This window comes from Paenibacillus sp. FSL H7-0331, assembly GCF_001956045.1.
The window spans coordinates 256,314-269,570 of record NZ_MRTH01000008.1 but is presented as its reverse complement, the minus strand read 5'-3'; the positions used below and the strand labels follow the sequence as shown (position 1 = coordinate 269,570).

9 protein-coding genes are annotated in these 13,257 nt (G+C 47.0%); 1 reads left to right on the top strand and 8 read right to left on the bottom strand.

What is annotated here, in order from left to right:
- Positions 1-163: 163 nt before the first annotated feature.
- Positions 164-4,600 carry an AAA family ATPase gene (locus BK127_RS14585; protein ID WP_076231236.1) on the bottom strand — a complete coding sequence of 1,479 codons (4,437 nt, stop codon included), beginning with the start codon at positions 4,598-4,600 and terminating at the stop codon, positions 164-166.
- A gap of 282 nt (positions 4,601-4,882) precedes the next feature.
- A complete protein-coding gene (locus tag BK127_RS43700) occupies positions 4,883-5,059 on the bottom strand; it encodes a hypothetical protein (protein WP_179097486.1) in 177 nt (58 codons plus the stop codon).
- A gap of 261 nt (positions 5,060-5,320) precedes the next feature.
- Here BK127_RS43700 and BK127_RS14580 point away from each other — a divergent pair, with 261 nt between their 5' ends.
- Positions 5,321-5,527: a TM2 domain-containing protein gene (locus BK127_RS14580; protein ID WP_076231234.1), complete on the top strand. Its 207-nt coding sequence runs from the start codon at positions 5,321-5,323 to the stop codon at positions 5,525-5,527.
- A 294-nt stretch (positions 5,528-5,821) separates the two neighbouring features.
- On the opposite strand, the gene BK127_RS14575 is transcribed toward BK127_RS14580, so the two are convergent.
- The 6 genes from BK127_RS14575 to BK127_RS14550 all read right to left on the bottom strand — a co-directional run bounded on the left by BK127_RS14575 (position 5,822) and on the right by BK127_RS14550 (position 13,087).
- Positions 5,822-6,592: a phytanoyl-CoA dioxygenase family protein gene (locus BK127_RS14575; RefSeq protein ID WP_076231231.1), complete on the bottom strand. Its 771-nt coding sequence runs from the start codon at positions 6,590-6,592 to the stop codon at positions 5,822-5,824.
- Between the two features lie 66 nt (positions 6,593-6,658).
- A complete protein-coding gene (locus tag BK127_RS14570) occupies positions 6,659-8,167 on the bottom strand; it encodes an extracellular solute-binding protein (RefSeq protein ID WP_076231229.1) in 1,509 nt (502 codons plus the stop codon).
- A gap of 51 nt (positions 8,168-8,218) precedes the next feature.
- Positions 8,219-9,091, bottom strand: coding sequence for a carbohydrate ABC transporter permease (locus BK127_RS14565; protein ID WP_256711312.1), 873 nt, complete (start codon positions 9,089-9,091; stop codon positions 8,219-8,221).
- Between the two features lie 19 nt (positions 9,092-9,110).
- Positions 9,111-10,076 (bottom strand): ABC transporter permease, encoded by a 966-nt coding sequence (locus tag BK127_RS14560; RefSeq protein WP_256711311.1) that lies wholly within the window; start codon positions 10,074-10,076, stop codon positions 9,111-9,113.
- 120 nt (positions 10,077-10,196) lie between these two features.
- Positions 10,197-12,014, bottom strand: coding sequence for a cache domain-containing sensor histidine kinase (locus tag BK127_RS14555; RefSeq protein WP_076231224.1), 1,818 nt, complete (start codon positions 12,012-12,014; stop codon positions 10,197-10,199).
- A complete protein-coding gene (locus BK127_RS14550; RefSeq protein ID WP_256711322.1) occupies positions 12,011-13,087 on the bottom strand; it encodes a response regulator transcription factor in 1,077 nt (358 codons plus the stop codon). The genes BK127_RS14555 and BK127_RS14550 overlap by 4 nt, the downstream gene beginning before the upstream one ends.
- Positions 13,088-13,257 lie beyond the last annotated feature (170 nt).

The window sequence follows — 13,257 nt, the reverse complement described above, 5'->3', positions numbered from 1 at the left end:
TTACTTTACCCAATTCATTCGGACTTTTAGCAGACAGCGCAAATAACCGGATACCTGAAGGCTCCGGGTTACGCTGCTCACACTATGCTCCTATACACGCTTGCCAATTTAGCTACTGCACATGCTGACCCATTTTGCCACTCCACCTGACTTGCCGAACCAGCTAGTCCAGAATACGCAGCTCTCTTGCCTTTGCGATCGCCTGAGCTCTTCGTTTGATGCCCAGCTTGCTGTAAATGTTAAACACGTGATTTTTAACTGTTCCTTCTGTCAAGCCAAAATGAACTGCAATTTCCTTGTTCGATAACCCGGAAGACAATACACGTAAAATCTCGGCTTCACGGTTTGTCAGCGAATCGATCAAGGGCTGCATGGCCGAGTGAATCGTCTCATTATAGTTATCCCCCACATCTTCCACGGCAGCAACCTCCATCCGAGGCATACCCAGCGATTCCAGATATACCATTCGAGAGAATAGCATATCGAGTACATCTAACCTATCCTCTCTGAATATACCTGACACCAGATTGTTTTCCAGATAAAGGATGTAAGGGTGCCGTTTTCCCGGATGCGGTAGTGTCATGCACAGTATGGATTGCGGCTGACTGCCACGAACGTAGGGATCGGTCATGTATGGGCTTAATGAAGCATTAGCCAGAATGACTCGCTCTGCCGTACGCACCACATAACGGACAATCGAAGCAGCAAAGTCAACCTTCTCGGATTCATCGACTGATTGGCTTCCCACAGCTGCCTCTATGGTAAACAGTGCCTCCTCCGCACTGCTCATACTCAGCACATACCCTTTACCCGCACCTGCATAACGGATCGCCGACTCCAGAAAACGTTCCATAAGACTGCCCTCTCCAATGCCACCCGGCCAGCCAGCTGCCTGCTTCATCACGGATTTGTCGATGTCTCTGAACAGTAAATATTCCCGTTCATCCTCGTCCAAATCGTCGACACTGTGTATATCCGACATATATTCACCACGAGCAATCCACGATTCCAGCAGCTCAGAAGAACCAGCCTTCTCGAGAGTTGCCGAAACGTCGGCATAGGCAGACAGTCCTGAATAATGCTCACGAAGCTGCTTGGCCTTGGCAGTCGCGCCCCAACGTGCATAAGCAGAGTAAGCCTCGGCAAGAATCGCATCGGCAGCAGTCAATATTCCGGACACCCGGTACCAGCTGGACATCCGTTCGCAAACCAAAGCTTCTATCATCACGTTTCTTTCCTCGCGCGCAGCTGTCAGAGCTTGCTCATAGCCACTCGTCACAGCCAGCTTATTACTACCCTTGATCCGCATGGTTTCCGCCAGAATCAGCAGGTAAGCTGCTGAACGCTGAACATCACCCTCAGTCCACTTTTTCATTGAGCGGAGCTGCTTGCCCATTTCTGTACGGATACTGCGCTGCTCATCCAAGGTCGCCTCTTCATATAGCGAAGCTAACGACAGCGACTGGTAAAAATGCTGCTTGCGAACCTGAAACAAAGTTAATTGATGGGAGTTGAATTTCGTAAGCTCTACCCAGCTCAGCGCTTCGCGATAAGCTCCATTTAAGTAGGCAATCTGTATTTTTGAGGTACAAGCATAGAAGGCCTGATTTTTCTGTGTCACATTGGTAAGATCTCCGTTCATCAGCTCATCCAGCTCCATGTGGACACCAGGCTTACCTTCCATTTCATCTATATAACTGCGTGTAATTCGCAGCAGGTTCCGTGTAACCTCGTCCAGCAGCGGCCAAGAGCTTGCTTCGTAAACCGAGACGCATGCTGACAGATCGCGCAGGTCCCCGGTATGATTGAGAATACGCAGAGATACTGAAAATCCGGCAAAGGTCAGGTCCCCTGATTCCAGACCATAACGAGCTGATTTTTCAAAATGCTCTGCGGCTTTAATGGGGTCGCGGTATTGCTCAATGAGACCTGTTGCAAAATGCAGACGGCATTTAAAGCTCGTGTTCTCAAATTGAGCCGATAACTGAAAAGCGACATCCAGCAGTTGATAAGCAAAGCTGTAGCGATTAAGCGCTATGCCCTGGATCATTGCAAAAGCAACGAGCATAAACGTAAAAGCTTCGTTATTCCCATGCTGCAATCCATATCGAACGAATTTGGCATACAACAAAGCAGCAACTTCAGGGTTGGAAATAAAAGCGGAGGCCGCGATGGCCATGACCAGATCGGACAAAGCTCGATGCATAGGATCGGTATTGATAGGCAGTTCCTGCAGCTCTGCGCCTTTACGCTTCAAGGCCCAGAACGTTCTAATCATTTCACGTCCGATAACGGCTTTGGACGGCTTCGCGGAAATGCTCCATCCCAGTTCTTCCAATCCTTGTAGTCCGACGGCTACAGCTCTATCTTCCTTTTTCAGATAGGCATACATGGCGACTCGGATCAAATAAATACCGGAGCGCTGCAGCGGGTCCACGGTACGATCCATCAAACGCTGGAGCAGTTCCTCCGCACGGTCAGAACGCCCACCAACGTATTCACATTCAGATAGCTCCAGCAGCAGCCTGTAAAACAATGGATCTGTTCCTGATTCATCCTCACCGAGCAGCAGCAGGCCGGTTTCCAAAAAATGCTGTGCCACCACATAAGCCGTCGTCGCCTTTGATTTCAAACCTGCCTGTAGATTATATTCAGCCAGCTTTCTTCGTTCTGCCTGGTCCTTAACCTCACTAATTCCTAAATTCAAGTGATGAATAATATCAAAAAGTGCTTGTTCCTCATAACCGGGCTCGGTCTGAAGCTGCAGCATATATCCGATGTTCCTATGCAGACTAGCCCTGTCCTCTTCCGGAACTACGGCATATGCCGCTTGTTGAATCCGGTCGTGCATGAAACTGTACAATCGGTCTTCAGCCTGATCCAGCAGCGTGTCCGATTCCATAAACAACAAGCCTTCATCCAATAACGGCTGTATATTCTGATGCAGCTCCTGAAGCGGCTTGCCACTGACCAAAGCAGCTGATGATAAACGAAACCTCTGTCCCATCGCCCCTGCTATACCAAGCAAATCAATCGTATCTGGTGGTAAGGTACGGATACGAGCACCAATAAGCTGAAGCACATCCAGATCATCAGGCAGCTCCTTAATGGCCTCTTCATTCCATGTCCAAAAGGCCTGCTTGGCATCAAAAACCAGCTTTTTCTCACGATACAGACTGTCCAACAGACGATGCAGGTATAAGGGGTTTCCGCCTGTTTTTTGATACAAAAGTTTAGCCAGTCGACGCGAACGTTCCAGTTCCCCACCCAGTACAGAGGCTACCCATAGATTGACCTGTGTGAAGGGCAGAGGCCCCATCGTGATAAACTTCAACCGTTTGGTATCTTCCATAGACTGTAACAAGAACTGCTTCAGCCATACAGCGACATGTTCTTCTCCATCCTCATTAACGATTGAATTGGATTCCACCCGATGCGTACCAATGAGCATAAAGCCCTGAAGGGTGGAATCCTGCATCCACTCTCGCAAAATGTCCAGTGTAGCCGGATCGGCCCACTGCAGATCATCGAGAAACATCACAAGAGGATGTTCGGTATCAGCAAATATTTGGAGGAAAGCGGAAAATAACCAGCGGAAACGGATAACAGCTTCAGCGGGCTGCAATATCTCTACAGGAGTGAGTTCTCCCAAAAGAGGCGTAGCCTCAGGTATCAGTTCGGCTATAATGCTCGCAGACAAGCCCAGATCTGTGGCCAGCCGGCTTTTCCATGCAGTAATTTGTTCGGGAGATTCCTGCCAGATTTGCCGCACCAGACTTCGAAGTGCCTGTAGAATCGGCTCATAAGGTATATCCCGATTCATTAAATCGCATTTGCCCTCAACAAATCGCCCTCCCCAACGCATAACAGGAAGCTGCAATTGTCGAATCAATGTGGTCTTACCACTGCCTGAGCGGCCTGTTACCCAGACAAATGCCGGGCTGCCGCCTTGAGTCTGCTCGTAAGCATTCCACAGCTCCGCCTCTTCAGCCTCACGTCCGAAGAGGGTCCTGGGCAGCTGAAAACGGGCTGCATCATCCGTTAAGCCGATTTTAAACGGAGGAATTCCTCCTGTCTCTTCCAATAAAGAGATACATTGCTTCAAGTCTGCCAGCAGTCCTGATGCACTCTGATAACGCTCATCCGGAGCTTTGCACAGCAGCTTCATCACGATGTCTGCGAGCGGTCCCTTAACGTCTGGACGCACGTCACCAAGCGGCTTGGGTACCATGGCCAGATGTGCATGCAGCCAATCCTCCGCTCGATCTGCTTGCAGAGGTAGGCAGCCTGCAAGCATTTCATAATAAATAACACCCAGCGCGTACAAATCACTGCGAGTATCTGGCGTCCGATTCATCCTGCCGGTTTGCTCAGGTGACAGGTACGCATACTTCAACCTGCGCTCCTCTATAAGTGCTGCCTTATTGGAATCGTGCTGCAGCATGATTCCATCTGGACTCAAATCGCGGATGACCAATCCCTTTTTATGCATCGGCTCAACCATCTCGATCAAGGCTACAGCTGTATATATAAAAGGTTGGACATCCCATTTCATTCCTTCCAACCTATTGCGCAATATTGTGTTCTTAATATTCGTCATGGAGCCTCCCTTGTAGTCCTCACATAACCTGAACTCTCTTCAAGTCCAATTTAAATCCAACCTGTCTTTCATTTATTTTACCACCTTTTGATGCACCCTGTAACTAAAGTTATAGTCAATGTAATTGTTTCTATCATCGAATATATAATAAAATTAACCTAAAACCGATACATAACCTCCCGGTCTGCAGGGTTCGGCTAGAAGCGCCGCACGCGAATTGGAACAGCAAAAAACCGTAGCTCTCTGCCTGAGTAGAGCTTCGGTCTTTTGCTGTCCCGATATTTATTTTGCTTTTTGCAGGTCCTGGATCTCTTTCATTGCTTTTTCGCAATCCGATTTGGAGACACCGCTTTTCACACATTCATTAACATCGTTGCTGGATACAGTCGTTCCGCAAGCCGTTGCCATAGCAACCAACAAAGTAAGAACCATGAATTGTAATAATGATTTCTTCAACATCCTATCCATCCCCTTTTGTATAATACGCCTTAATACGCACAATATGCTGCACAAAGGCTAGTATAATGTCTAAACATGCAAAAGGAATGTAACCAAAGTACTAAAACCGTGTAAAAATAAGCAGATTTCAAAAAATCTTCGATTATTTTCGATAAATTTATGCTTCTATAACTTTAGTTAGATGTGCTTTAAGAACTAGTACGATAAGATGAAAATAACTTGCAAGGGCAAGAAAAAGAACGATAAGGGAGCGAAATTAACATGAAATCAAAAACAACTGCTGGAATACTCGCGATTCTACTGGGAAGCCTTGGTGTTCACAAATTTTACTTAGGTAAAATTGGTTTAGGTGTTGTCTACATCTTGTTCTGCTGGACTGGTATTCCGGGAATCATCGGTTTGATCGAGGGTATCCTTTACCTGACTAAAACCGAAGAAGAATTTCAAAGCAAATACGTTAATGCTTAATTTGTAGGGAATCAGTCCCGAAGGCTCGGGTATATACATGATGCGTTACATATGAAAAAAGCTTGGCCGTATGCGACGGGGCATACTTGGCCAAGCTTTTTTTGCTAATAGTGCGTGTTCAAAAAGTCGACTTTTCAGCACCGAGAAGGTTGCAAGAAGGTAAAGAAAGAGGAGCGGAGTTTCCGCACTTCGAGCCTGAATGCAAGATTCGATGCCGAGTAAGCAACGTGTATGACTTCGTGATCAAAAGATGACTTTTTGAACAACCTCTAATATTCAATTTCATACGATTCATTATAAGAAGTGATACACACTCGGATCTTTACCTTTTAAAACGTAGCGCTGATAGTGCTGATAATGCGCCTTGTAAAGCTGACCATTCTTTGCCGGTGAGTAGGTCAAGTAAAGCTGCTTGCGGCTAATTTCAGAGTTATTAGCGCCGCTCTGATGTGGGGTATAGGAGTGGAATATAATGATGTCCCCAGGCTCGGTTTCGACAATCTGACCGGTCGACGGATCAATCTCATCGATCTCCTCCTGATTCATATTCCGCAGCTCGCCCGGCTTTGAACGAAATCGGTCATGGTAGCCAGGGAAAAGCTCCAAACCACCATTTATTGTGCTCGCTCCGTCGATCGCTACCATAACCGAAATCAAGCCATCGGGTTGAAAGCCCTGCCAATAGGCAGCATCCTGATGCATGGTATATCCATTTGCCCCAGGGAGTTTAAAAATCAATTTATCCTTGAACAGCAGCGGCTCATCCAGATAAATATCACGAATCGGGTCCAGAATGCGCTCATCCCTTACCAAGGAGGCAAAGACAGGTGACAGATCGTGCACGGGGTCCATCTTTTCAATCATGACCTTGCCGTCCGGGTAATTACGGTGTGCAACACGAATGTTCCCGTGTGTGGTATACGGCTCCAACTCGAGCAGATGATCGCATTCCGCTTGAAGTACTTGTGCCTCTTTTTCGGTAAATACATGTTTAAGTACGAGATAACCTGCTGCATTGTAGCTTTCCAACTGCTCATGGGAAAGAAAATTTAGTCGCTTTTTCATGGTCCTACCTCCGCTGTTTCAGCTTATTTGCTGATGAATGATTTTATATTATTTACGTGCCTTGTGTTATTTTTGTAAGTAGGCGTCGCTCAATGCCTTCAGCACTTCTTCACCACCGGCTTTTTTCCAGCTCGCCACATACTCGTCATAAGCACTAAGCGGCAGTGCACCCGAAATGATTTTCAGGAAATACTCCTTTTTGAGATCGGCAAGCTCCTTCGATTTTTTGTCGACGATTTCAATTGGTGGAACCAGATCGATCACATTTTCATGCTTTGAATATTTGACAACCGGTTCAAAATAAGGTGCAAAGCCTTTTTGCTCCATCCGCTGCAAGCCGAGCTCTATCGTATCGAACATGTTGTAATAGACACGAAAGCGGATTTTTTCAGCTTCTGGTGTGGCGATAAATTTGCCATCCTTTTTCGTGTAGTGCTTCCCTTCCACACCGAAGGAAATATAATCAATCAAATCCTTGTTGGTCATTTTATTCAGGAATTCAACAGCGGCTTTAGCATTTTTACTGAACTTAGGAATGATGAAATATTTGACAGTCGTCTGGCCTTTGGCCACACCGGACATTCCGTTCTTGCCCGTAGGCGGATCGATATAAATTAAGTTGGAGCTCGGGTCCTTCGTTTTTATCGCATCGCCAATGACCTTGGCATCTGCCCAACCAATGGTTGACATAGCCGCCTTACCGCTGACCAGCTTTTCCTTCACATTATCATTTTTGTTAACCAATGCTTCTTTATCCAGCAATCCTTCGTTGTACAGCTTGTTAGTGTAAGCGAGAAACTCTTTGGCTTCTGGCTCTACCGCATTGTACACGACCTTGCCATCCTTCGCCGTGTAATCGACAGCCTGACCGAAAGCACCAGCTATAACCTCGAGACTGGACAAATCCCCCCCACCCTGCGCCAACGCACCTGCATAAGGAACTGCATCCGGCTTTTTCTCCTTAACTGTCTTCAGCATGTTGTAGAACTCATCTAGTGTCTTCGGTTCCTTGATGCCTAATGTATCAAGCCAATCTTTCCGGGCAAGCAATCCTTTAGTGCCCACACCGAAATTAACAGTACGAACCGCGTAAATCTTCCCTTTGTAGGAAGCTGATTTCCATTGATCGGGTGTCAGTGTGGCTTTGACATCTTTACCGACTTCATCAAGCAGTGGATCGAGCGGTGTTAACAGCCCCTGCTGCAAAAAGCTGCCGAATGTCGCCTTATCGTTAAGAATAATAATGTCAGGGGTGTCTCCTGAAGCCATCATGACGTTAAGCTTCTGCTTAGCTGCCTCAGCATCCTTCGGCTGGAGCTCCCACTGAACGTTAAAACCGGTTTTTTCGCGGATCGCGCTGATCATCTCATTGTTGTTCACATCGCTCCCCGTCGGAAATTCCTCCATATTGTTGGGACCGAGCACCTTGATTACCGGCTTATCCTTGCCTCCACCGGCTGCTGCTGTCCCACCTGCACTAGGTGCTGTATTTCCTCCGCTGCAGGCCGCCAAGGCCGTACAGAGCATCAATGTGGATACAACACCGCCAACTCTCTTTTGGTTCATCATCTTCATGTTTATGCCTCCCCATTTCATTGTTTCAAGTCGCATTTATGATTGCTTATATTAGCCTTTTACGGCTCCAAGCGCGATGCCTTTAACAAAATATCTTTGCAAAAAAGGATAAACAAGCACAATCGGCAGTGTTGCCGTTACCACCGTAGCTCCACGAATCGATTCCTGGGATACATGAACCTGCGACAGCATATCGATATTGTTGCTTGCATCCGAAGCACTCAATAGCATCTCGCGTAAAAACACCTGAAGCGGCAGCAGCTTACTATTATTAATGTACATCAGAGCATCAAAATAACTGTTCCAGTATTCTACCGCGCAGAATAGTCCTATCGTTGCGACCACAGGCATTGCGAGCGGCAGCATAATGGAGAACAAAATTCGCAGGTTGCCCGCTCCATCCATTTTCCCTGATTCCTCCAGGCTGTCAGGTATATTGAAAAAGAACAAACGGACGATAATCATATTAAAAGGGCTTACGAGAGTCGGAATAATTAATGCCCACAAGGTGTCCAGCAGCCCCAGGCTTTTGATGACCAAATAAGTGGGAATGAGTCCCGCTCCAAACAGCATGGTGAATACATACAGCATCATGATCACCTTCTGCCCTCTTAACCTGCTGCGCGACAACGCGTAGCCTGTAAACACGGTCAGTGTGACATTAATCAAAGAGCCAACCACGGTAATAAATACCGAGTTCGAAAAGGAGCTTACAAACTTCTGGCTGCCGAGTACCACACTGTAAGCATCAAGCTGGAACCCAATCGGCCAAATAAACACGTCTCCCGCAAGTACATGGGCTTCGCCACTGAACGACTTGGCTACAATATTCAGCACCGGGATCAGGCAAGTCAGAATGATGCAGGTTAGCAGGATATAATTCAACAGTTCGAACATGACTTCGTTTCTGGTTTTCAAGCGCACGGTTAACCGCCTCCTTTCCTTACCACAAGCTGCGCTCGCCAAATTTTTTGCTTACTGCATTGGCGGTTATAATGAGGATCATGGCGATCAACGACTGGAACAACCCAATGGCCGTTGTGAAGCTGTACTTCATCTCTCCAAGCCCGACACGGTACACAAAGGTTCCGATAACATCACCAACATTGTAGACAAGCGGACTGTAGAACATCAGCACTTGCTCCAGATCATTCGATAAAGCGTGGCCGATCCGCAGCATAATGATGAATACGATAACGCTACGAATACCAGGCAAGGTTACATGCCAGATTTGCCGCAGCTTGCCTGCCCCATCCATCTTGGCTGCTTCATACTGCTGCGGGTCTATCGATACGATCGCTGACAAATAAATGATCGAGGACCAACCCGTCTCCTTCCAGGCTGCTGATACCACCAGCAAGCTGCGGAAAAACCGCTCGTCTGCGATAATTAATACATGCTGCATGCCAAACAAGGCGAAGACTTCTCTTAATATTCCGGTCTCCGGTGAAAGCAGGTTGATGAATATTGCGCTGATAATAACCCATGACAAGAAATGCGGTAAATACGTAATCGTCTGGGTAACCCGTTTGAAGGGCAAATGACGTACTTCATTAATCATCAGCGCAAGGATGATCGGCAGCGGGAACTGAAACACCAGCTTGTATAGATTAATCAGTAATGTATTGACCAGCACGGTGTAAAATTTGGGGTTAGCAAAAAGCTCTTCGAAATACGTGAATCCCGCCCAGGGGCTGCCCCATATGCCATCGAACAAATTGTAATCCTTGAACGCAATCACAACACCGAACATCGGTGTATATTTGAAAAGCAGCAATACGATCAAGCCTGGCAGCAGCAGCAAATACAGATCGTAATCCTGCCGCAAATCCTTCCACCACGTTCTGGGTCGGACCCCTGTTCCCTTCCTTGTTTCTTCCTGCTGCATATTGGCGTTCACACCTTCCATATACGGTAACCCTCCTCTCTATCTTGTAGCTGTACATTCGTTGGTACCGCTTACATCAATTATCATACACAAAAAGAAAAGCCCCCGTAACGGGGCAAACCTACGAATAGGTGTCTTATCTTACGCTCTTTCCAATGGAAGTGCCCTTCTTTCCTTGCGCAGAATCAGCTTGACAGCCGTGCCCATACCGGGTTTGCTCCAGACCCTAACCCCACAATCCGGACCATAGGTAAGCACCAATCGCTGATGGACATTACGTAGGCCATATCCGGTAGTGGAGGAAGTAAATAGACGATCCCTTGCAGCCGCATCCATGCCTACCCCATCGTCAATCACCATAAATTCGATGAATTCCCCGACAATAACCCCACGAATGACGATATTACCCTTCTTGTCGGCTTTTCTGTTCACGCCATGTATGATGCCATTCTCAACTATAGGCTGCAGGATCAGCTTGATGATTTCCAAGCCCAATATCTCGGCCTCAATAACAGGGTGATACCCTAACTGGCCGTTAAACCGTACGTTCTGGATATCCATGTAGGCAGCCACATGCTCCAGCTCCTTATCCACTGTCAGCACATCATTCCCTTTATTCAGACTGATTCGGAAAAACTTGGACAGGCTTGTCACGATCTGAACGATATCCGGCTCCTTATTGCGAAAGGCCATCCACTTGACCGTATCTAAGGTATTGTATAGAAAATGGCTGTTAATGCGGCTTTCCAGCACCTTCATTTCCTCCTGCTGCTTGCTGATCGTGATTTTGTAAACCTCCTCAATGAGGCTGTTAATTTCGGTCGACATCCGGTTAAATCGCCTTTGCAGCAGCGATATTTCATCATGGCCAGTGACCTCCACCATTTCTCCGAAGTTCCCCTGCTCAATGCCTTTCATTTTATCAGCCAAAATATGGATGGGACGCGTAATTCTGCCCGACAGCACGATCGATAATAAAATGGCAGCTACTACCAGAATTAAAGTCAAAATCGAAATAAAAAAACCGAGCAGTGTACTTTGATCCGTAATATTTATCGTAGGTATGAGTACCACCAGCCTCCAATCCAGCTGATCGACAGGATGGACCAGGTACAGATACGATTTACCATCCATTTCGAGTTTCTCATAACCCTTGTATGGAAGCGGGTGGCTCTGCAGCTTGTTCCTCAGCATGTCCCAGCTGATCGATAACTGATCCGACTTGTTGTTCGTATAGGTCGTAATCACCGTATCTTTATTGACCAGCAGCGCTTGGTAAGGAAGTGACAAGCTCATATCGCGCAGTACCTCGTTCAACGTATTCTCGTCAACATCAATTGCAACAGCACCCAGTACATTATTAACCTGTTCAAAATCCTTCATCAGCCGATTGAGCGACAGCACTGATTTGATGCCGTTCGATAAGTACGCCTGTTGATCGACAAAGCTCCATTTCATAAATCCCGGCTGGCTGAGCAGCTCCTCATTCAGCTTTTGTGCATCTACAGCATTAATAGGAAAAATATTACGGTTTTCTGTTGCATATAAGGGATTGCCTGGAACGAACAGGCGGATTCGAAATATATTGCGATTTTTTTCCAGATTCGTTATGATTTCTGTCAGGCTTTTATAATCCTCATACACTTCAGAAATGGAAAGCTTCTGCGCAGCTGCCCTACGGACAATTTTTTGCAGCTTTTCGTTCGTATAAATAAGCTCTGAAATATTTTCGACTTCCCTTAGCCGGTAGGAAATATTGATCGTCGTTTGGCGAAGCGCCTCCAGATAGGCATGGCTCGTCTGTTCCTGTATGATGGAGGATGATTTTTTATACGAAAAAAAACCAATGCTAAGCGTTGGAATCAGCACGATCAGAATGAAGGCGATCAACAGCTTATGCCTTAGTTTAATGCGGGCGTCAAGCAGCAGCAATCGGCGCAGAAGTGTAGGCCTGATCATTGCTCGCGGTACGCTCTCGGACTGCGTCCGACCTCTTTTTTGAACAGCTTCGTGAAATATTTGACATCCTTATAGCCGACTTTCTCGGCAATTTCCTGAATGAGCAAATTGCCCTCCGAGAGCAGACGCTTGGCATGAGAAATACGGACGGCAGTGACATAATCGTTGAGCGTCGTTCCCACTTCCTTCTTGAACAGTGTGGCCAAATAATTGGGGGACAAGTGAACCTTGGTTGCAATATACGAAATCGTTAGCTCCTCCATATAGAACGATTGAATAAGCTCCATAATACTGCGTATGGTTCTACGTTGGTCCGGCTTGCTGTGTATGAATTCAGCCAAATGGTCAAGCAGATTGACCATAAACTCCTCCAGCTCTTCATCGGTGATACAGCCTTTCATCGCTTCTATCCCTTCGGCCACAAAATCAGTGGAGCCCGATTCGGCCAATTGTGCGAAACGCTGCTTGATCTGCATCAACAGTATTCCGCAAAATGCCTGCAAATAAGGTACGGCATTCCGCTCGAACTTACGAAACCAATCAAAGTATAATCGGACCGAATAGATCCGGTTCATCCGCTCATTCTGCTCGAGCTCCACGATGATCGCCGTCTCCAATGCGGCCTTACGCTCCAAAAAATAGTCCTGTTCTGCCTGCAGGTGAGGGGGAAGCCCCTGCTCCCACAGTCTGCGCTCCCGTTCGGCATCGCAAGCCTTCCTTGCTTTATGAATCACCTGCTCCAGCTCTGCCGTATCAAATGGCTTTAACAGGTAGTCCGTCACCTGCAGCTGCAGCGCCGATTTGATATAGGACCAATTTTCATGCCCGCTGATCAGAATCACCTGCACCTGCTTTTCGCTGAGTTCCTCGCGTAGTCTGCTTACAAATTCAATACCGTCCATCCCATACATCACCACATCGGTTAACACAATATCCGGAAGCATCGCTTTAGCGAGTTGGAGAGCAGCCGCCCCATCAGCCGCTTCCCCGATAATTTCAATGTCGAGCGAGTGCCAATCCAGACAACTCTTCAGCCCTTCGCGAATAATCGTTTCATCCTCTACAATCATCATCGTATACAACTGAAGTCACTCCCTTTTAAACGCTTACACTCCCTGCATCGTAAAAGATTTATCCCACTTCGTCAATTGTAACATCCAAGGACTCACTTCAGGTTGACAGCTTTGGATTATTAACAGCGTACACCGATCCGTATAGCGGGACCATACACTTCCTGCGCATC